Annotated in this window: 14 protein-coding genes; 7 read left to right on the plus strand and 7 right to left on the minus strand. The window is 39.2% G+C overall.

Annotation, left to right across the window (positions count from 1 at the left end):
* Position 1 precedes the first annotated feature (1 nt).
* Entirely contained in the window at positions 2 to 796 is a 795-nt protein-coding gene (locus BM390_RS01115; protein WP_062319513.1) for an ABC transporter ATP-binding protein, read from the minus strand.
* Positions 797 to 1,069: 273 nt separating this feature from the next.
* On the opposite strand from BM390_RS01115, the gene BM390_RS01120 reads away from it, so the two are divergent.
* The 3 genes from BM390_RS01120 to BM390_RS01130 all read left to right on the plus strand — a co-directional run bounded on the left by BM390_RS01120 (position 1,070) and on the right by BM390_RS01130 (position 10,717).
* On the plus strand, positions 1,070 to 2,101 hold the full coding sequence (locus tag BM390_RS01120) for an NAD(P)/FAD-dependent oxidoreductase (RefSeq protein WP_062319515.1): 1,032 nt from the start codon (positions 1,070 to 1,072) through the stop codon (positions 2,099 to 2,101).
* A gap of 148 nt (positions 2,102 to 2,249) precedes the next feature.
* Positions 2,250 to 3,158, plus strand: a complete 909-nt coding sequence (locus BM390_RS01125; protein WP_246806730.1) for a DMT family transporter — start codon at positions 2,250 to 2,252, stop codon at positions 3,156 to 3,158.
* A 299-nt stretch (positions 3,159 to 3,457) separates the two neighbouring features.
* Positions 3,458 to 10,717 carry a Cna B-type domain-containing protein gene (locus BM390_RS01130; protein ID WP_089852729.1) on the plus strand — a complete coding sequence of 2,420 codons (7,260 nt, stop codon included), beginning with the start codon at positions 3,458 to 3,460 and terminating at the stop codon, positions 10,715 to 10,717.
* Positions 10,718 to 10,778: 61 nt separating this feature from the next.
* On the opposite strand, the gene BM390_RS01135 is transcribed toward BM390_RS01130, so the two are convergent.
* Positions 10,779 to 11,909, minus strand: a complete 1,131-nt coding sequence (locus tag BM390_RS01135; protein WP_177220594.1) for a response regulator — start codon at positions 11,907 to 11,909, stop codon at positions 10,779 to 10,781.
* A 131-nt stretch (positions 11,910 to 12,040) separates the two neighbouring features.
* Here BM390_RS01135 and BM390_RS01140 point away from each other — a divergent pair, with 131 nt between their 5' ends.
* Together BM390_RS01140 and BM390_RS01145 are read left to right on the plus strand one after the other, a co-directional pair.
* A complete protein-coding gene (locus BM390_RS01140) occupies positions 12,041 to 12,589 on the plus strand; it encodes a GGDEF domain-containing protein (protein ID WP_062319526.1) in 549 nt (182 codons plus the stop codon).
* 30 nt (positions 12,590 to 12,619) lie between these two features.
* A complete protein-coding gene (locus tag BM390_RS01145; protein WP_062319529.1) occupies positions 12,620 to 15,679 on the plus strand; it encodes a hybrid sensor histidine kinase/response regulator in 3,060 nt (1,019 codons plus the stop codon).
* Between the two features lie 79 nt (positions 15,680 to 15,758).
* Here the strand turns inward: BM390_RS01145 and mnmH are convergent, their stop codons facing one another.
* From mnmH to BM390_RS01165, 4 genes are all read right to left on the minus strand, one after another.
* Positions 15,759 to 16,781 (minus strand): tRNA 2-selenouridine(34) synthase MnmH, encoded by a 1,023-nt coding sequence (gene mnmH, locus BM390_RS01150; protein ID WP_089852731.1) that lies wholly within the window; start codon positions 16,779 to 16,781, stop codon positions 15,759 to 15,761.
* A gap of 5 nt (positions 16,782 to 16,786) precedes the next feature.
* The gene (gene selD / locus BM390_RS01155) at positions 16,787 to 17,830 is read right to left on the minus strand and encodes a selenide, water dikinase SelD (RefSeq protein WP_062319531.1); all 1,044 of its coding nucleotides are present in this window, start codon (positions 17,828 to 17,830) and stop codon (positions 16,787 to 16,789) included.
* 107 nt (positions 17,831 to 17,937) lie between these two features.
* Entirely contained in the window at positions 17,938 to 18,264 is a 327-nt protein-coding gene (locus BM390_RS01160) for a nucleotide pyrophosphohydrolase (protein WP_062319533.1), read from the minus strand.
* Between the two features lie 92 nt (positions 18,265 to 18,356).
* Positions 18,357 to 19,286 carry a glycine betaine ABC transporter substrate-binding protein gene (locus BM390_RS01165; protein WP_062319535.1) on the minus strand — a complete coding sequence of 310 codons (930 nt, stop codon included), beginning with the start codon at positions 19,284 to 19,286 and terminating at the stop codon, positions 18,357 to 18,359.
* Positions 19,287 to 19,746: 460 nt separating this feature from the next.
* Between BM390_RS01165 and BM390_RS01170 the strand changes: the two genes are divergently transcribed.
* Both BM390_RS01170 and BM390_RS01175 read left to right on the plus strand, forming a co-directional pair.
* Positions 19,747 to 20,418, plus strand: coding sequence for an NAD(P)H-dependent oxidoreductase (locus BM390_RS01170; RefSeq protein ID WP_062319536.1), 672 nt, complete (start codon positions 19,747 to 19,749; stop codon positions 20,416 to 20,418).
* Between the two features lie 115 nt (positions 20,419 to 20,533).
* Positions 20,534 to 21,265: an alpha/beta hydrolase family protein gene (locus BM390_RS01175; protein WP_062319538.1), complete on the plus strand. Its 732-nt coding sequence runs from the start codon at positions 20,534 to 20,536 to the stop codon at positions 21,263 to 21,265.
* Between the two features lie 78 nt (positions 21,266 to 21,343).
* Here BM390_RS01175 and BM390_RS01180 read toward each other — a convergent pair whose 3' ends face one another.
* A complete protein-coding gene (locus tag BM390_RS01180) occupies positions 21,344 to 23,140 on the minus strand; it encodes an ABC transporter substrate-binding protein (protein ID WP_089852732.1) in 1,797 nt (598 codons plus the stop codon).
* Positions 23,141 to 23,201 lie beyond the last annotated feature (61 nt).

Below are 23,201 nucleotides of genomic sequence, written 5' to 3' on the forward strand. Positions count from 1 at the left end.
GTTAGTAGTCTCCTTTAAATAAGTTATAAGTTAAGCACATCGGCTTATTGTTCGTTGGGTCGGTGCCAATCACTGCATCAATCTGGAAGACGGCTTTTAACACATCTTTTGTAAGTATATCTTCTGGTGTACCCGCTTTTATAATCTCACCATCTTTTAAGGCGACAATATAATCAGAAAAACGTGCGGCTTGATTAATATCATGCAATACCATAATAATCGTCCGTCCTTCTGTTTGATTCAATTTTTCAAGTAAAGTTAATACTTCAAGCTGGTGAGCCATATCGAGGTAAGTCGTTGGTTCGTCCAAAAAGATAATGTCTGTTTCTTGAGCTAAGGCCATCGCAATCCATACGCGTTGCCGCTGACCACCCGAAAGTGAATCAATCGGTCGCTGTTTAAATTCGGCAATTTGTGTCACATCAAGTGCCCAGTTAATGACGTCATGATCGTGCGGACTTAAGCGGCCGAGAGCCGATTGATATGGAAAACGACCATAAGAAACGAGTTCATGAACCGTTAAGCCTTCTGATCCTTCTGGTGCTTGAGGTAAAATCGCCATTTTTTGAGCTAATGTTTTTGTTGGTTCTGTTTGGATCGCTTTCCCGTCTAATGATACAATCCCAGATGCGTAAGGAATCAGACGAGTCATCGCTTTAAGTAACGTCGATTTACCAGAACCATTCGCACCGATAATCGTCGTTATTTGTTTATCAGGTATCGTTAGCGTTAAATCTTTTATGATAGGAGAAGCGCCATAACCAACCTTTAGTTGATTTGTGGTGAGGCGAGTCATAGTTATTACCTCCGTAATGAGAGTGATTCTCAATGTCATTTGTGTTTACTACTATAGCGGGAATTTACTAGTGTGTCAATATAGTAGGTGGTTTTTTTCACCTATTGGTGTTTGAAAAGTGTGAAAATAATAAATTTTATAAAAAATATTGAGAATGTCAGCTACTTCCGATATAATTGATAATGATTATCAATTAGAAACGACGCCGTCATGACTGATATCAAACATTAGAAAGAGACGGAACGTCTAATAAATACGAGAGGAAGTAATCTTATGGAACTTTTTGACGTGACAATTATTGGTGGAGGACCGGCTGGTCTTTATTCTACCTTTTATAGTGGCTTGCGCCACATGAAAACAAAGATTATTGATGCGGAAGACAAGTTGGGTGGAAAACTTCATGTCTATCCAGAAAAAATTATTTGGGATGTCGGTGGTCTCGCGCCACTTACTGGACAAGCGCTCATCGAACAGTTAACGACGCAAGCTTTAACATTTAAGCCAACCGTTATATTAAATGAACAGGTTGTGTCGATTGAAAAAACCGAGGATTATTTTGTGCTGACGAATAAAGCCGGTGAAAAGCATTATAGTCAAACAATCATTGTTGCGGTTGGTGGTGGCATTTTAAAACCAAAAACATTAGAGATTGTCGGGGCTGAACGTTTAGATGTTGAAAATATTCATTATACGCTGACCTCACTCAGCTACTTTAAAGGGCGTACAGTGATGATTTCAGGTGGAGGAAATGCGGCGGTTGACTGGGCGAACTTACTTGAACCCATTGCGAAAAAAGTGATGTTGACGTACCGAAAATCGGCGTTAAAAGGTCATGAACAGCCGGTGAAACAATTACTCAACAGTTCTGTTTGCTACTACCCTGAAACCGAAATTACCCGATGTGTTGCTGATGGTAACCGGATTACGGCGGTCGAACTTACGGATTGTCAAACAGAAAAGACCATACTTAAAGAAGTAGATGATGTGGTGATTAATCATGGTTATGAAAAAGATGCGAGTCTCATAGAAGAGACAGATTTATCACTTGAACGAGAGGGTGAATTCTTCTTAAAAGGTAATAGCCTTGGTGAAACATCTGTCCCTGGATTATTTGCTGCAGGTGATATTATTAGCTATGAGGGGAAAGTTAATCTGATTCTCGGTTGTTTTCAAGATGCGGTGAACGCGGTTAACCAAGCAAAGACGTATCTTAATCCTGAAGCAAATGCTCGCGCGATGGTGTCATCACACCATACCGCTTTTTCGGATAAAAATAAAGAAATTAGAAAACAACTCACCGACTGATGGCTCTCCTGGGCCATCTTTTTTTAAGCAACTTGCTTTCTTCGGGTGTTTAAATTTGGTATGATGACCTTTGTGTGTTTATTCAAACAAGGAGCCGTTAATGGCTCACGTGATCGTACAAGTTAAGTTAAGCAGAGGAGAGAGGCAAGTGAAGAAATTATTAATGAAGCCGAGTATTGCCATTTCAGTAGCAATACTCTGTTCAGTATTATGGGGAAGTGCTTTTCCGGTCCTCAAAGTAAGTTATGATGAACTACAGATGTCAGCGGATGACGTAGTTGCCAAAATGGTCTTTGCTGGTTTAAGGTTTTTACTCGCAGGGCTGTTAGTCCTTATCTTTTTATTCTTTATGAATCGATCAGCTATAAAGATAACAAAGAAACAATTTGGGATTTTACTCGTCCTTGGTGTCATTCAAACAGCCTTCCAGTACTATTTCTTTTATAATGGATTGGCGCGTGTTACAGGTATGCAGGGGGCGATTTTATCTTCCGGTGGCATTTTCTTCACGATTTTAGCTGCCCATTTTTATTATAAAGATGACCGTTTAAGCAAGCAGAAAGTAATTGGAATTCTTGCTGGTTTTAGTGGAATTATCTTAGCTAACTGGGGACAATCACTGACACTTAGCTTCCAGTGGGACGGGGAAGGATTTATGTTGATGGCTGGAGTGACCAGTGCGATTGCGACGATTATGGCAAAGGAGCTTGCGACCGGGATTCATCCATTTGCGATCACAGGTTGGCAGCTTACTCTCGGTGCGGTGGCGCTTCTTCTCATTGGCTTTCCGCAACTTGAACCAGGTGCAATCCAATTTAATGCACTCGGGTCTGGTTTGTTGTTATACTCTGCCTTTTTATCTGCGATAGCCTTTGCTTTGTGGTATTCTCTGTTGAAATACCATCAAGCCGGACGCATCAGTATGTATAAATTTATTACCCCGGTATCAGGGGTATTGTTATCGGCGATGTTTATTCCGGGTGAATCACTCACATGGATGCTCGTTGTTGCGTTTGTGATGGTGGCGTTTGGTATTATCATCGTGAATCGAAAATAATCATTTAAAGTATAAAAAAAGTAAAAGCTTTAACATTAGTCATTCTACTAGTGTTAAAGCTTTTTTTGTGCTGTTTTTTAGTCATAAATACCTACATTTATAGTGGCGTGATCTAAAAAAATTTAGAAAATGTTCAACCGTTTTTTTTAGACTAGACATAGACTGGAGCATTAGGTAGATCAACAGCTAAATTAAGGGTGTGATTATATCATGGTAATACCTTTAACACTTCGAGCAATGCGTTGAATGTATTCTAAATTATAAATGAGCGAATATGATTTAAAAACGGAGGGTGAAAAATGAAAAAAAGTATTAGTATGGTCTTATTGTTTGTATTACTTATTAACACGTTATCAAGCAGTTTAATGATACCCCAAGTTTTAGCTGAGACAACAAAGGTATCAGCAATTGAGTCAATCGTGTTTGAAACGGAAGAGGAAAAACTCTCATTAGATGAGGCGAGTGGGAAAGGTGCAGTGGTGGTTAACTGGACAACCATGTCGATGGATTCAACTGAGTCAATAACTGAAACAATGAAGATACCTGACCGAATAAGCATCACCAACCAATCAGGTGAATTGATTGATGAACAAACGCAGGCAATTATAGGTGAATATAAAATTGAAGCAAATCAATTATCACTTCTATTTGATGCAGGCATTGTTGATACATATAGAGGGAGTATCTCTATTGAAGCAATCGTTGAAGAAGACACAGTAAGAAATCATGTGTACGGCGATAAAGGAGTAGAATCAACAGAGAATACGCAAGAAAACCAACTAGAAGATAATGAAACAGTTGAAACGGAAGAAACGACAGAGATAGCAGAATCATCGGATATGAAGATAACTAGCTTCACAACTGAAGCAGAGGTTACTGATCATTTCTATATTGAAACAACGGTGAAAAAAGATGGTGAGGTTTTAATAGACGGCACAGAAATTATTGTAGCCCCCCCTTTCAGTCATACAGTTTTAGAATTAACCTATGATTTTGAATTAGAAAATGGACATAGCTATGGAGACGGTTCATTTTACACTATAGAAGTACCTTCTATGTTTACAATTCCACAAGTGCCAGAATCTGATTCATCAGAACTCAAACGCGCAGATGGTACGGTATTTGGAGAGTTCTATACAAATGGTAATGATATTGTCATTGTATTTAATGATACGATTACACAGGAGTCTAATATCCAAGGGAATATTACGTTAGAAGCGGCTTTTGATGGTGCTTACGATGGTCCAGCCGAAGGTGAGCCGATTGTCTTTCCATTTGGTGAGAATGACACAGTAGAGTTTCCTATTTCTTTTAAACCAGATGAAAATGGTTTAGATAAACAAGGGATCGGTAACCGCGGTTACAATACAGAAACAATCACATGGACAGTTGATGTGAATAAAAATCTTCAACAAATGTCGAATGTCGTCCTAACAGATCAAACGTCTACAGGTGATCATAGTTTTATGGAAGCATCATTTAAAATTTATGAATTAACCATGAATGCGGATGGGTCATTTGAAGAACCACTGACGGATGTAACAGATGCAGTATTAAATAACGACTTTAATCTTACAGTGGATCCATCAGATAAAAGTTATGAATTAAGAATGGGTGATATTAATAAAGGTTATCGGATTGTTTATGATACAACCGTAAACGACCGCGTCGGTACCGAATATAAAAACAATGTAACGCTTACGTCAGATAGTCCGGATGTGTTAACGACAGATGCGACAGTCGCGGTAACGCGAGGGAAACCACTTGAAAAAGAAGCGACGGATTACGATGATGTCGGTCAAATTGTTGACTGGGAAGTAAAGTATAATTATGACGAAAAAGACATCGGTCAAGAGCAAGCGGTCTTGACAGATACTTTTCAGGATAACAACCAACAATTGATTGATGGATCCATGGAAGTGTATAAAGTATCGATTGACCCAGATACTGGAGTAGAAATAGGTAAAGAACGGTATGAGAACTATACACTAACAAGAACTGCTTCAGGATACGAGATTCAATTTAATGAATCCATTCATGAACCATTCAAAATTAAATACCAAACAGAAACAATCGATCGTGTGTCTGAGGACGGCATAGTAACGAACACAATTGAAGATGATTTTGGTAATGAATCAGAAGGTAGCCAAACGATTGGACAAGGTATTCTTATCAAAAATAATACTGGGGCTAACTATAAGGAAAAAACAACGGATTGGTCTATTATCATTAATCGTGATGAAGAAGTTATGACGAATGTGACTGTCACAGACAAGTTACCAGCTGGTTTTACGTTTGACGAAGCATCGTTAAATATTAATGGATATGAGGGTGAAACAACTGTTACCTATAGTGATGCAAATGACGAAATGACAATAAAATTTTTAGATGATGTTACTCAACGCGTTGACATTACTTATACCACTGATATAGATTTTGATGTTGCTGGAAGAGAAGGTAGTTATTCGAACAGCGCTGTTGCCGAATGGATGCCGGAAGGTGAATCAACCATGGTCACAAAAACGGGTTCAGCTACCTTTGTGCCTGACGGTTACACGAAAAATAACGGTTTTAAGTTTGGCCGCTACAATGTAAAGGAAAAAGAAATCACTTGGACCATTGGTGTTAACTATAATAATGAAACACTTGAAGATGTCGTCGTTACTGATCCTATCTTAGGTAATCAGAACTTTGATATAACAAGTGTGAAAATCTATGAGATGATTTTAACCGGTGGCGCAAATGGCTTTGAAAAAGGAACGGAAGTGACAGGTGATTTTACGATCACTGACTTAGCAGATAGTTTAGGAACGGAGGTGGCTTTCTCTGTTCGATTGGGTGATATTCAAACCGGTTATGTCATCGAATTTACGACAGACTTTTCAGATGAAACGGTCGAAGCACTTTATGAAAACACTGCGACAATAGAAAGTGACAATCATGAAGATACAGTCTTAGATGCATCAGTCAGTCCAAGATATGGCGGTGAATTTACAACGAAATCAGGTCAACAAAATAGTGACAATGGTCGTATTGTGAACTGGACCGTGAACGTCAACCGTAGCCAATCTAAGTTAGATAATGTGGTTATAACGGATACGCCAAGTATCAATCAAACGATCATACAAGAAACTTTAACAATCTACGGTACAACTGCAACGGAAACCAATATTGTTAAAGACTCAGAAGCAGTGCTAGAAGAAGGCATAGATTATACGGTTACCTTTAATGAAAATGAGAACGGTCAAGAAAGTTATGAGATTAACTTTTTATCAAGCATTGAAGAAGCTTACGTACTCGAGTATGACACGTATATTTTGTATGAAGGTGATGGGAATATTTCAAATGAGCTATCAATTGTTGGCCAGCAGGTAGCTGAAGGTGAAGGCGATACTAATGTCAATCAAGCAATCGACTTTAGAAGTATTTCAGGCTCCATTAGTGGTGAAGTTGGCTCGTTAACGATTAAAAAAGTGGATGCTGAAAATAACGAAACAGCTTTAGAAGGTGCAGCATTTCATCTCTATGATGAAGCAGGGGACGTTTTAATTAAAACAGGTACCACAGATAGTAACGGAGAGTTAAGATTTATTAATCTATTGTTTGGTGAGTATCAACTGAAAGAAGTGACACCACCAGAAGGTTATACGGTTAATCCTGCAGTTGGTGATTCACAAAATGTAACTGTGGGGAGTGGCAGTGTTGATAATAACCGGATTATTGAAGTAGAAAACTACGAGATTAAACCTGATATCAGACTCACAAAAATTGATGGGACAACGAATGAAGCATTAGAAAATGTCGGCTTTACATTATATGATGCAGATAATGATCCAGTAGGTAACGAACATGTTACAGATGCTAGTGGGGTGATTTATCTAGAAGATTTAACACCAGGGGATTATTATTTTAAAGAAACGACCGAAAAAGAACACTATCAAGAAAATAGTACCGAGTATTATTTTACAATTAAAGACAATCACACCGTTCTTGATATTGAACGAGACGCCATTACGGTTGAAAATGAGCTCATTCCAGGTAGTGCTTTTATGGAAAAGGTTGATGCGGATACGGTGAGTAGTAATAATGGCCTTTCTGGGGCAAGATTTAGCATCGTGTCTACAGATGAAGGCATTAACTTTAGTAAAACAGTCATCTCAGATGAAAACGGCTTAATTGAGACAGGTGACTTACGACCGGGTAACTATACGATTGAGGAAATCTCTGCTCCAAATGGCTTTAATTTGAGTGATCGCGAACCTATTCCGTTTAACATCGCTTTAAGTCAAACGGATCCAGTGGAGATTTCAACCGAACCGTTTGGAAATAATGTAAAGACAACGGCCGCTGAAATACTGAAGCGGGATGCTGTAAGCAACCGATCATTAGCTGGTGCTAAGTTTGAGCTTAGTTATCAGTCAGGAGACTACTATGATTCTAATAAATCTTTCACGTCTATTACAGGTGAGACAGATGAGAATGGTATCTTAAGGTTTGATAACTTAAAGCCAGGTATCTATGAGCTTGTAGAAACAGAAGCACCAAGTGGCTATATTTTAGATCAGACACCGATAGAAATAGAAGTAACATTAGATGATGTTGCGCTAGGGCAGGTCGTTAGAACGACAGTAGACAATCATCCTTTTGCGGCAATTCGTCTTAAGAAAGTGGATAATGAAACAGGTGCGTCGCTTTCAGGTGCGAGATTTGAATTAATTGATTCATCAGATCAAGTTGTATCTGGTTATGAAACACTCATGACAGACCATAACGGAATGATCGAGCTGACAGGACTTGTGGCTGGTGACTACCGTCTGCGCGAAATAGCTGCACCAGATGGTTACGCGATTCAAACTGGTGGCTATACGTCAGATGTATTTACTGTAAATGATGCTGTGACTGAAACAGAGCTCATTGAGTTAAATGATGTCGGCAATGATATCGTAAAAGGTTCTGTTAAATTAGTTAAAGTAGACGGGGAAACAAACGAGACACTCCCAGGTGTAGAGTTCCAGTTAGAAGCTACCAGTCTCGTGAACAGCGGAACGTATGAAGCGACGACACATACAACAGATGAGAATGGTGAAATTAGCGTTGAAGGTCTTCGCCCTGGTACTTATCGCTTTACCGAAGTCGCTCCACTTGATGGTTATCAACCGCATGTAGGGGAGGTTACTTTTGCGATTAATTTCCCACACGATGAACAGCTCGTTGAGCTCGAGGTCAGTAATTATAAGTTGACGTCTATTCCTGTTCGTAAAGTGTGGAATGATAATAATCAACCAGAAAATAGACCGGATGTTATTACGGTAGAATTACTTCAAAATAATCTGCCAACAGGTGAGACACTTGAATTAACGGCTGAAAAGAATTGGGAAGGCATATTTGAAAATTTAGATGCGATTGATTCAAACAGTGATTTCTATGAATATACAGTAAGAGAAGTTGTCCCTGGAGAGGGGTATTTACTTCAATCAGTGACAGGCAATCAAACAGATGGTTTTGACATCCAAAATGTTGAAACAACAGACATAACGATTGAGAAAACATGGTTAGATGCCTCATCAGATGTGAGGCCAGAAGAAATTACGGTTACGCTCTACCAGGATGATGTGGCATTTGAAACGTTAACGGTTAAAGCCATTGATAATTGGCAAGGTCAATTTGCCGATATTCCTATATATAATTTGGATGGTAGTCCGTTCAATTATCGTGTAGAAGAAAGTGACATACCAAACTATGATCTGTCACAAATTATCGAAACAGAGACAGGATTTGAAATTGAAAACGTCCGTTCAGCATTAACTGATGTGACAGGTGAGAAAGTGTGGTTAGATGATGAAGCTAACGATCGACCAGAAACAATTACCGTTCACTTACTTCAAAACGGAGAAGAACTTACCAGTCAAGAAGTTAGTGATGTAACCGGATGGTCTTATAGCTTTAATGAGCTAGATGCGTTTGATGAGAATGGTGTTGCGCATAACTATACCGTAGAAGAAGCACCTGTTCCTGGTTATGATGTAAGTTATGAAGAAACAGATACAGGGTACGATATCACTAACGTGCGTGTTGGAACGATTGACGTGAGTGGTGAGAAAACGTGGTTAGACGGTGAGTCATCAGACCGTCCTGAATCGATTACCGTGAATCTACTCAGAAACGGTATAGAGATTGATCAACAAGTCGTTAATTCAGCCGATAATTGGCTATACAGCTTCACGGATTTACAGGAGTATGATAATCAAGGTGTTCGCTACACATACACCATCACAGAAGAATCAGTAGAAGGCTACCAATCTGAAGTGGACGGGTTTGATTTGACTAACCTCCGCGTTGGTGAAACATCTATTAGTGGAGAGAAAATATGGTTAGATGATGATAATCCTGAGCGGCCAGAGGACATTACCGTGAACTTACTTCAAAATGGTATCGTCATTGACTCACAACTTGTCAGTGAATCAAGTAACTGGATGTATCATTTTGATCAACTTCATGCCTTTGACGAAGAAGGTGTTCGGTATAACTATACCGTAGAAGAAGCACCTGTTTCTGGTTATGATGTAAGTTATGAAGAAACAGATGAAGGTTTCGACATTACTAACGTACGTGTGGGCAGAACGGAAGTTAGTGGAGAAAAAACGTGGATAGACGGTGAGTCATCAGACAGACCTGAATTGATTACGGTGAATCTGCTCAGAAACGGTATAGAGATTGATCAACAAATGGTCACGTCAGCTGATAACTGGCGATACAGCTTCACGGATTTACAGGAGTATGATAATCAAGGTATTCGCTACACATACACCATCACAGAAGAACCTGTGGAGGGATATGACACAACGATTAACGGTTATGATATTGAAAACCTCCGTGTAGGAACGGTAACGATTAGTGGAGAAAAAACGTGGCAAGATGACGATCCAACGGATCGCCCAGAGTTGATTAAAATCAATCTACTTCAGAATGATGTCGTGATTCAAACACTTGAAGTGACGGCAAAGGATGGTTGGACCTATCAATTTAAAGACATACCAGAATTTAATGAAGTAGGTGAGCGTTACGAATATCGGGTAACAGAAGATGGTGTCCCAGGTTATCACACGGAAATTGATGGCTATAACGTGATTAACACACGAACAGGTGAGACGTCGGTTACTGTTAATAAAACTTGGTTGAATGATTCACTATTGGATCGCCCAGAATTTATCACTGTTCATTTACTCCGTAACGGCGAACGAGTGGATACAATTCAAATAACCAGTGGAATGGATTGGTCCTACACATTCCGAGACCTAGCTGCTTATGATGATTTCGGTAAGGTGTATATCTATACGATTGCAGAAGAATCGATACCAGGTTATGAGACTGTCATCGATGGCTATAACATAACCAATGAAAAAATAGTCGTTAGTATACATGAGGAGCCAGAAGATTCTGATGAAGAAACTTTACCAAACACAGCGACAACATTATTTAACTATTTATTAATGGGCGCTGTATTAATGGTAATTGGATGGATAAGTCTAATGACTTCAAAAAAGAGAACAAATAAATAATTTTCCTTAAAAAGATAAAAGCTATCACGACTGTGTGATAGCTTTTACTCTATAGACAAGGTTAAGTATGGTATTGTCTTTGCCACTCTGCAAACCATTTTTTTATCGTTGTATCCATTGACACGTTTAAATCGTGAAGGTGTTTTTTTAAATCTTTGTATTGATGTTCTACCAGCATGCGATAATTTAAATCCGCATAGAGCTTCATTAATTGAAAAGCTACTTGTTCGTCATCTGGACGATGTTTAATTATTGTTGTATACCAACGCGAGGCTTGTTTAATGTCATTTTTTTTAAAATGAAAGTCGGCGAATAACTTGGCGTGATGTAACCAAATTTCATCTATTTCAAACCGTTCAGCTTCAGCCCAGATATAATCAAGTTCTGCTAAATAAACACCTTTATACATATCTAAATGACGCTGATACTCAGATTGAGTAGCATCCGTTAGTACGGTTGATTTATTAAAAAAAGCACACCATAAGTGTTTATCAACCTTTGCGTGATTTAATTTAACAGCATAGCCCTGATCGATATTAGCGATTGTAATAAAATGACTGAATGGTTTTAATGATTTTCTGACGTTATAGATATTCACATAGAGATTAGCAAATCCCTTATCAGGGTCAACATCTGGCCATAGCGTTTCAACCATTTTACTTTTTGATAAAACGTCCCCAGCATGGTGAAGTAAAAATAGAAATACTTCTTTTGATTTACTCGTGCGCCACTGAATCGTGGCAGTAATAGAAGCATCATCCATAATAAACTCAAGCGATCCTAGCACTTGAATCAATAACTGTCTATTTTCAGAGAGGATGGTATTGTTAGGCGGTAATTGCTGTTCTATTCGTTTAATGGTCTTTTTTAAACGATTTAATTGAACGGGTTTTAATAAGTAATCGAGTGCACTTAATTCGAAAGCTTCGATTGCATAACTTTTATGTGCCGATACAAAAACAATATGTATATGAGGGTACTGTTCATTCAGTTGTTCAGCAAGAGATAGTCCATCAACCTCGGGCATCTCGATATCTAAAAATACCACATCTATTTGTTTTAATGTGTCAGTGTGGTCATCAAGATATGGTGTTGTGGAAGTGAACAATATATGTATATTAGCTAACTTCTTTAATTGATGTGTAAGAAAATCAATGGCCATGGTCTCATCGTCAAAGATACAAACTTTCATCATCGTGCCTCCTTTGTTGTGACCTATTACCTAAAAACGTTATGAACGTGTTTAGATTTAGTCAAGCTGTCGCTGTTATAATTATTAGACGAGTTATTTGAAATATTATGGTAGAATAGGAGTGACTTAAAATGAATATCAATTATTATCTAATTATTATTATTGTGTTAATTGTCATTATATCACAATTATCCATAAACAGAAATAAATATAAACGCCTAGCACTAACAGATGCGACGACAGGATTACCGAATAAACGTGCCCTTAGTAAACTTATGAATAAAAAAAACGGCGAGCATTATGTCATTTATTATATTGATTTAGATACGTTTAAAAAAATCAATGACAGTTATGGTCATGATTGTGGTGACTATGTATTAAAACAAGTAGCCGATCGCCTGTCGTTGATTGTGAAGCAAGATGAAAACGTCTACCGTGTAGGTGGAGACGAGTTTATTTATCCAGCAAAACGGCACAATGAGAAAATACAAGAGACGCTTTCTTTTGCGATACTAGACAGTATAAAACAATCGATTGACTATCAAGATGTGTCGATCAACGTGACCGCGACAATAGGTATATCTGAAAGTTCGGTGTTAAATAAGTCCGTAATGATTGAAGCTGATCAAGCTTTACTTTTAGCTAAAAGATACCGCAAAGGATCGGCTATGCATTATTAATTAACTAAGAACAGTTAAGAAGGTGATTAAATGTTTAAACAAGAACAGTTAATGCAAAAGCGGTATATATTTTTATTGGCGTTAGTATTTATACTGATGCTGATGAGTTTTCGTTTTATTTGGATTCATGCCCATCAAACCGTTGAGTACCCATTAATCGATAACGGTGAACTAGATTTATCTCATTGGACATTTACTGATGAAACTTTATCTCTTAACGGGGAATGGACTTTTTATCCACAAGCTTTCATTGAGACAGAGGGAACAAAGATAGGACAAAAACAAACAACAATTGATGTGCCAAGCGATTGGACATACGTGCTAGACGGTGTTTATCCAGAGTCAGAGGCTTATGGGTATGGGAGTTACAAAGCAACGATTCAATTACCCTCTGATCGTCCGTCTATCTTTGGTGTCAGAATAAAAAGCTTACATACAAGTTCAAGAGTTATCGCAAATGGCGAAGTAGTAAAGACAGTGAACACACCAGCTACATCATTTGAGTCGATACCAACTTTTCGCGGACCTTTTTACGCCTTATTTCCACTCGCTCCTGATACAGATACCCTTCATTTAGTGATTGAGTTGTCAAACTATGATACACCTTATATGGGTGGTATTAATAAGTCAATTACCTTTGGGTCGGACGAAGCCATTGCAAAAGAAGTGAATATGCAAGAAACCCTACAGATGACAGTAATTATCATCTTATTACTACATGCTATCTATGCTTTTTTGCTTTCTATTATTGGTAAACGATTCAAACAAAAAGAACTCGTTTTATTTGGTTTAATGCTTGTCTTTATGGCTCTTGGTAGTGCACTAGATGACGAGACGTTTATTCAGCTACCTATTCAGAATGAGTACAGCTTTAGAATTATGACGTTTTTTTACGTGTGTTTACTCATATTGATGGTGCAGTTTATTCACCGATTATTCCCGATTCATCATCGCTTTGTGAAAGTTGTCACTGTCATTAATGGTGTGATGGGGGGGTTAACTCTAGGGATTGTTCCGTTTGAGTATCTATCTATTCTTCTTGGCTTATACTATGTGTTTTATTTTGTGACCATCAGCTATATGATGTATTCAACGATCCAATATATTAGAAAAGGAGAAACGGACGGGTATTTCATTTTGTTTTTCATCATCAGCTACACGTCTAATATCATTTGGGGTTTTTTAATGCTGAGTGACATCGTTGACTTTCCGTTTTATCCGTTTGATTTTATTTTTGCGATTCTATCAATTGCCTTATTGTTATTTAGCCGTCATCACCACTTACTAATTGTGTCGGAAAATCAGCGCGCAAAGTTAATCGAAGAGGATCAAAAGAAAGATCAATTTTTAGCAAATACATCACATGAGATTAGAAATCCTCTACATGCGATGATTAATATCGCCCAAACTTTATTGAATGAACATGAGGCACTTGATTCGGAGACAAAGTATCACTTATCATTGATGATTAGAATTGGTCATCAGTTGACCTTTACCTTAAACGATATATTGGATATCACAAAACTAAAAGAGCGAGATATTACTTTAGAAAAAGCGATCGTCGATATAAAAACATTGACGGATGAAGTCATTGATATTGTGACATTTATGACGAATAAAACGGAGGTAAGCATTGAAAATCATCTTAATCCAACCGTATTCGTTTACGCTGACCGCCATCGCTTGCTACGGATACTGTTTAATTTACTGCATAACGCAGTGAAATTCACAGATAGAGGGATCATTGTTGTCGAAGCAAAAAAACAACAAACGATGCTTAAAGTGTCTATCATAGACCCAGGAATCGGTATGACCGAAAAAGAAATGGAGCGTATCTTTCAGCCTTATGAAAAGCTCTCGACGTATGAACGAGATGCAGGTGGTATTGGTCTTGGACTGAGTATTTCTAGACAACTTATTGAACAGCACGGCGGTATGCTTCAAGTATCATCAGAAAAAGGTGTTGGATCAGAATTTCATCTGACGTTACCGCTGGCTACTGATAAGCAAGTGAGTGACTCAGAACTCATGAAGCAACCATCATCTATCGTACTGCCCGAAATGAAAGAAGATGCCTCACCCACAAGGCATCGATCTAATAAAGCGTTACCGAAAGTACTTGTTATTGATGATGATAGTGTGAATTTAAAAGTACTTAAAAGTATGCTTGAGCCAGTTTATGATGTTGTTGCGACAACGAGTCCAGAGGCTGCTCTTCAACTTATTGATGAACAACTTTATGACTTAGTTATCTCTGACGTGATGATGCCTAAACTATCTGGTTATCAGTTAACAGAAGAAATCAGAAAACGCTACACACTCTCAGAGCTGCCTATTTTACTTCTTACGGCTAGAAGTCAACCAGAGGATGTGTATACGGGCTTTTTATCAGGTGCGAATGATTATATTGTAAAACCTGTCGATTCGTTGGAATTGCAAGCACGTGTGAGAGCATTGACGGAGTTAAAACAATCGATTCATAGACAACTTCAATTAGAAGCGGCTTGGTTACATGCACAGATTAAACCGCATTTCATTTTCAATACATTGAATGCCATTGCCTCGCTGAGTACGACAGATATTGATCAAATGGTTGATTTAATCCACGCTTTTGGTCAGTATTTAACGAATAGTTTTAGTCTGAATAACACAAAGCAACTTATTCCGCTGTCCGAAGAGTTAGAGTTGGTGGAAGCCTATCTTTATATTAATCAGTTGCGTTTTAAAGAAAGAGTGGCTTATGAGGTGGATGTAAATAAAGTAGAAGGTGTTTATCTACCACCGCTTGTGCTCCAAACTTTAGTGGAAAATGCATTGAAACACGGGATTTTAAAACAGGGCAATGGTGGAATGATTACGATTTCTGGAAAACGGTATGCTTCTCATTATCGACTGGAAGTAATAGATAATGGTGTTGGCATTTCTAGTGATAAGTTAAAAGAAATCTTACGCAATGAGATTGATGAGAAACATATTGGATTAGCTAATACGAATATGCGACTGAAGAAACTGTGCCAGCAACAATTAAATATTCAATCGATAGAAGGTAAAGGAACAACAATTACGATTGATTTACCAATTAATAAATAAAAAGCAGGACCCAATCACGTTAAATGTGACTGGGTCCTGCTATTTTTTGTAACTGTCTACTAAGATAGTGATAAAACCATTAACTTATAGGTAAGTGTTCTTTCACTTGATCTATCGCATCATCCAGTGAAGATGCTTCAATTTCCGTTATTAATTCGTCAGGATAAACCGTTGAATGGTTATAACGTGGATCATAATAATAGTCGAGTAAGTCCCGGACGACAGAACGATAGTCGTGTAACTGAAGAGCTTCTTCAATTCGGTGAGCGACAGGTGTATGTATCCTACGTTTGATAATCGAGAACGCCTCAACGAACTGATGGTGATACGGTTCTGGATGATAGTCTGATAGAATCAAATCAATCCGCTTCTCAATAGGTAAAGAAATAAACAATTGTTGACTCTGTTCTTTATGTTGGAAGAAGCGGTCTGGAATTTTTATTTTGCCAATTCGAGCACTTTCACCTTCAATCACGATATAAGACGCCTCTTGATAATGCATGAGGGCTTCACCTAAGTAAAAATCAAACATGCGTTGGTTCGTTGATGGTAAGCCAATCTGACCGAAGATACTCCCGCGATGACTCGCCATCTGTTCTAAGTTAATGACAGGATACCCTTGTTTTTTTAAGGTGTGTAATATTTTCGTCTTCCCATTCCCTGTATGACCATTTAAGACAAAGAGTTCGGGAATGTGAATGGTTTTAAGCTGCTCTTTCATCCAAAGTCGATAAGCTTTAATGCCACCACTTAGTCGGTTCACATTGATATTCATTAAATCCAACACGGTTGCGGCTGTTTTACTGCGCATCCCACCTCGCCAACAAAAAACAGTGATAGGCTCAGGTAGTTGTTTAAAGGCGTGAATAAAGGCCGGTAACTTCTTAGCGTAAATCTCTAAACCACGGTCTTTGGCGGCCTCTTGTCCTTGTTGTTTATAAATGGTACCAACTTCTGCGCGTTCATCATCGGTAAACAGCGGGATGTTGATCGCACCAGGTATGGTGGCATCGTTGAATTCTTTCGGTGACCTGACATCCACAATGGTTTTTCCAGCTGTTTTTAAATCAAACACATCTTGCGGGTTAATATCTTTAAACATCGTTGTCATCCTTGTACATAAATGTGTCCTGGTGTCCCGTCTGTCACGTCACCAATGATACGTGCATCCATCCCTTTAAGTTTGAGGGATTCTAAAATTGACAGCGCATCACGTTCATGCACACTCATCAATAAGCCACCAGAAGTGACCGCGTCCGCTAAGATTAATTGGTCAATCTCATCAAAGCGCGCGTCAAAGTGAACGGAACTTTTGACATGCTTTAAGTTATTTTTGGACCCACCAGGGATATTGCCATTTTCCGCCAACTCTCTTACACGTGGTAAGACGGGTACATCGGCTTGTTTAACTGTAATCGCTTGATGACTCTCAGTTGCCATTTCAGTTAAGTGACCAAGGAGACCAAAGCCGGTGACATCGGTACACGCATGGACGTTATAGTTGTTCATCACTTCGGCGGCTTCTTTATTTAAGGTTGCCATCACTTCAGTGACGCGTGTTATTTCTGGTTCTGTGAGCTGGTTATTCTTCAGCGATGTCGTTGAAATGCCTACACCAATCGGTTTTGTGAGAATCAATTTGTCTCCGTGTTTAGCGCCAGCATTTGTTTTGACGCGTGCAGGATGAATGGTCCCTGTCACAGCTAGTCCAAATTTTGGCTCTTGGTCATCGATGGAATGACCACCGACAAGATGACAGCCTGCTTCTTTTAACTTATCACTCGCCCCGCGTAAAATCTCTGTCAAAATCGCTTTATCTAAGGAGAAAATAGGAAAGGCGACAATGTTTAAGGCGGTGATTGGTTCACCACCCATGGCATACACATCACTCATCGCATTCGCTGCTGCAATCCGTCCAAAATCATAGGGATCATCAACAATAGGTGTAAAGAAATCAACAGTTTGAACAATTGCTAAGTCATCAGTCAGCTGATACACACCCGCGTCGTCACCGGTATCAAGACCGACAAGTAAGTTTGGGTCGTGAGTCTGTTTAGGCAGTTGATGCAAGACTTCGCGTAAATCACTCGGACCAATCTTACAGCCACAACCACCTTTTGTTGTTAATGTTGTTAATTTTACTTTTTCCATATAGGCGCCTTCTTTCGTTTAGTTCATTATGTAGATACATTTAGTTTAACACGTTGTGTGAATATTTGTCATAAACAAAGGATGGGTCGTTCTTATTCAATCATGATTTAATCTTTATGTTTAAGTGCGGTCGCTGGTGCAGGGTATTTTTTCGCATTCTTTTTCATCTTCGACTGGATAATGCCTGAGACATCTAATTCAAGTGTTGAGCTAAGTGTGAAGGCATAAATGAACACATCAGCGAGTTCATCCTTTATCTCATCTAAGTGATTGTTTACAGCTGCGTCACTCGTTTGCCACTGAAAGCATTCCAGTAATTCAGCAGCTTCAAGTGAGAGAGATAGTGCTAAATCTTTAGCGTTATGATGTTCACGCCACTGACGAGCGTCGCGAAAAGCATCGATTTGTGTGATGAGGTTGTTAAGATCAGTCATTGTTATCTTCCTTTCATGATTAGTTTAAGTTAATTATACACGAAAAAAGCTAGAGCGAGGAGCTCTAGCTTATTAGTGGAATTGTTAAGTGATTATTCGCTTGGTACAAGGTCACTAATGGAGTCAATCTCAACATAGGTTGGAACCGCTAGACCGGTTTTCGCTTTTTCATAAGCGGTACCGAGCTTAACAAATTCCCCTTCGTAACGTTCCACAAACGCCCCGTGAGTGAGTGGTAACCAAGCAGCTGTCGTAATATCAGCAGAACCTGAAGCGATTGATTCAAACATAATTGCTGGGTCGACCGTCGTAACATTAACAGTAAAGCCATGGCTTTCGAGCGCATGTTTTAATACGTAGGCTGGGAATAATTCTGAATCCCACGATGTTACAACAAACTCAATGGTTCCGCCGTTTCCTTCTGCGACACCTTCAGTAAAGGCCTTAACGGTCTCTTCGTTTTCTACTACCCACGTTTCCACAACTTCTGGTACAGAAATTTCTTGTTTTTGTGATTGTAATAGACCTTGTTCAATCGCATCAAGTTCTAAATAAAAGTTTTTGACGATGTCAGCGGCGATTGGAAAATCTTCTTCAAAGCCTAAACGGGTTAATTTATACACGTCTTCTTCGCCACCGAATAATTCATCGGGATCATCTAAATACTTAATGTCATACTTTGCGAACATATAGTGTGGTGACCAAGCTGAGACGATAATCGGTTCTTCGTTTTGAATCGCTTGATCGAGCTCAGTCAGCATCGCTCCTGTTGAAGATGTTTGGTGTGTCCACCCCTGTAGGTTAGCTTCATTGGCGATTATATCATCAATAACACCGGACATACCCGCCCCTGGTTCAATACCTGTGATGGTGTAATCAATGTCTTCGCTGATGGCTGCGCCTGCATCTTGTTCTTGGTCATCCTCATGAGAGTCAGCATTGTCAGAGTCATCACCACATGCGGCAAGGATAAGGACAAGCATTAGGCTTAAACTAAGTAAAATCTTTTTCATATGTTTCATTAAAATCTCTCCCTTAAAATGTATGTGTATGCATAAATGTTGATGTAAAAAATCATTCCTACGTCTTATAGATCGCCAGTTTAAAAACAGAAAAACAATCGATCATTATTTTAACCTCACATTTATCATAAATTAGCTTTTAATACGACTGAAAATAATGCGTACCATATAATGATACCGTACGACGGAAGATTTACGCAAAAACGAGGAGCAAGTCTAGAGATAGATTTAACTGGATGAACGTTGTTCTCCTATATTTATCAATCAGTTCTCATAGACATACGAGCGATTACTCGAAAATACATAGAAGGTTGATGTTGGCATGCGCTTACATTATAATATTTGGAAAAAGTGATGAATGTTCTCATCTATTATAAAAAAAGTGTTTACTAGAAATGTAATGAGGGGACATAGTAGATAAGCGTATAAAATGAAAATTTTTTGATAGAGGAGCTTATCAATGACAACACAAGAAGAAAGACGACAACAGATTATTGACCGTTATCATTTTAGACACGCGACAAAAGCTTTTGATCCGGAAAAAAAGATTCCAAAAGAAGATGTCGACGTTATTTTTGAAGTGGCACGCTTGTCACCGAGCTCCTTTGGCATGGAACCGTGGCAGTTTGTCGTTGTTGAAAATGAGAAAGTGAAACAATTAATTAAAGACCACTCGTGGGGAGCAAAGGCTAAAGTGAGTGACGCGAGCCACTTTGTTTTAATCTTAGCCCGAACCCACGAAGATGTGCGCTTTGATTCTACTTATCTTAAGGAGCATTATTTACATCACTTACATTACCCTAGAGACGTCGTGGAACATATGAAAGATGTGATTGAGAATTTTCAAAAACATGATTTTGCGCTATTTGATGACATGCGTTACTTAGATGATTGGTCGATGAAACAGACATATATTCCACTCGCTAACATGATGAGTGTAGCCGCAGAACTCGGGATTGATTCATGTCCTATTGAAGGTTTTAACCGTGAAACGTTCGATCAACTGTTGCGAGACGTTGGGGTGTACGGGGAATCGTTTACTTTATCAGTAATGGTGGCGTTTGGTTACAGGAAAGAAGCGCCGAAACCAAAACAACGGCGTGACTTGAATGATGTGGTCACCTGGGTGTAAGGTCAGATAACTTTTGTTGATGATGCGAATATTCGCCAATCAACAGGAGTTTTTATGTCGTGTGGCGAAATAATCATAGAAAACAAAAGTGAAGATCATGAAAGGAGGAAAGCAGATGGAGAAAGTATACCCACTTCAAGTGGACGGATATACGATGCACGGGGTGTTAACCGTTGTAGAAGAACAAGCCCCCTTGGTAATCTTTAGCCATGGTTATAATGGAACAGAAAAGCATCTGGCGGGATTTTGTCAGTTCTTAGCTCAATACGGGATTAATAGTTACCGGTTTGATTTTCTTGGCGGGTCGGTGAATGATTCAAGTGAAATGAAGACAGAAGATATGACAATTCTGACGGAGATGCGGGACTTACTGGCGGTCGTTGATTATTTTGAACAAGCGCCGTTTGTTGATGCTAAACAGCTGTATCTCTTTGGTGCATCGATGGGGGGGCTTGTCTCTAGCCTAGTCGCTGAGGCCAGACCAACAGTCGCCGGCTTATTTTTAATGTTTCCCGCCTTTTCTGTTGCGAGAGACTGGCAACAACGATACAAAACGAAAGCAGATATTCCAGAACGTCTCGTCTTTTGGGGCATGCCGCTTGGGTACCGGTTCTTTGATGTATTACTTGATTTTACTTTAGAAGATGAAATCGGCACTTACCAAGGACCGGTCTATATCATTCATGGGGATGAAGATGCGGTCGTGAGCCATGCGGTCACCGATTGGGTGAAGCCACTTTATCGGCAATTAGATGTAAAAATCTTACCTGGTGAAGGACATGGATTTTCAAAAGCTGGAGAAGAGGAAACAGGCGAGGCGTTACTACAGTTCATTCAGCAGCATTAATATAGAGGGAAATGTTAAAGGTGCGGGTGTTAGGTATTATTAAACAAAAAAAGCGAGCCAAGACGGCTCGCTTTTCTTCTATTCACTTGCATTATCGAAGTAGTCTTGAATAAATTGTTCCACTTGTGCCTCATTATGTTCGACGGTAAGTCCAGTATCGACGAGTGGACTGACAGTAGAGACGGCTTTTAGTTTATTGCCTTGATAGAAGGAGATAAACTCTTCTTGGTCTATTGAGTGAAGCACAGCTTGACGTAATGCTTTACTTGTAAGGGGTCCTTCATCTGTATTCATCGCAACATACGTGACACCGTTACTTTGGTTTGTTTGAAGGTAGAGTGATGCATCCTCTTCGACGGTTTCATAACGGTTTTCCTTAATGCCATAGAGGACATGAACTTCTCCATTTCTTAAGGCAGAAAGCGCACTTTCAGCATCTTGAATAAACTTGACTAACACGTCATTAATCTTAGGTTCATGATCGGTTTCTGGCATGTAAGCAGGGTTTTTAACAAAACGTGCCTCATAATCATTCTTACTAATTAATAGATATGGGCCACTGGCATATAACGTGTTGTCAATGTCATTACCTTCAATGACTGTCCGCTGGTCGCCATAAGCAATATCTGTATTCACATCATAATCTTCCACATTAAACGTATTGATCTTTTCGACTTGGTCTTTCGATACAATCCCCGCTGATTGGTGAGCAAGGTAATTGAGCACTTGCGGGAATGGATTCGCCGTCGTGATTTTAACAACTTGATAGTTCCCCACCGCATTGTTGACGTCATCTTCAGAATCGACTAAAGCATTAATAGGCGATGCTAAGCCTTCAGATAAAACATCTTTAATGGATGTGCCATCGGCATTTGTTTGGTCGAGTTCTGTTATGTCTGTCACGACTTCAATCGTTTCCATACTTTCATGCAGACTATAGGTACGGTGATCCGGGACAGAGTTTCTATCCTTAGCACGATTAAGTGAGAAGACGACGTCTTCAGCTGAGACGAGTTCACCTGAGTCAACGGCCGTGTCATTTTCGACTTTGGCGAAGTTAATATCATCGCGTAAAATGAAATAATAATCCGTATTACCGTCACCAATGGCGTAATTGTATGATAGAGATCCATCAGATACAACCTGATCATCATCTGTTAAATTAACGAGTCGGACATACATATTTGTGTTGAGCGTATTAATAGAGCCGTCATTTCCTTTAATTGGGTCAAGTGACGTTAACGTACTGATCGATTGGTGGAACAGCAGTGGGTCTGTTTCACGCTTTGATTCATCATTAAAGTCATATTGTTCCCAGACAGCGGCACGTGAACGTGGTAAACGTACAGTGTCAACATCAAGGATATCCTGGTTGATGCCTTGAGCTTTATATGAGATATAAAGCGGCGCAATATATGCTTCATCTAAAACGATATGTTGTTCTAATTCTGTATACGTTTGTTGATAGTCCTCTGGTAATTCTGTTGCTGCTTGGTTAATCAGTTCATCAGCTTTTTCGTCTTTAAAGAGACTGTAGTCACCATCTGAAGTGAAAAGTGAGCGTACCGCATAATCCGGGTTACCAGTTACCGTCGTCCAACTTGTGACCGCTAAATCATAGTTTTTCGCATCACGTTGGGTCGCAAAACTACCGTAATCAGGCTGGATGTTTAATTCAACATCAAAACCACTTTTAGTCAGTTGGTCACGCAAGATATTGACATCATCCTCACTTGTGGCTAAACCTAAAATATTGATAGTTGGCAGTTCCTCGGTTGTGTTGGTGTTGTCATCTGATACGTCCGATTCGGTGTTCAGGCATCCGGTTAAACCGAGTAGTACCGTAGTGAGTAATAAAAAGAGCCATTTTTTCATCTGTGTTTCCCCCTTAAGATTTATATATAGCTAACATCTAAAATAAGATGGTGAATCACGT

It is taken from the genome of Halolactibacillus miurensis (genome assembly GCF_900116255.1).
Classification (GTDB): Bacteria; Bacillota; Bacilli; order Bacillales; family Amphibacillaceae; genus Halolactibacillus; species Halolactibacillus miurensis.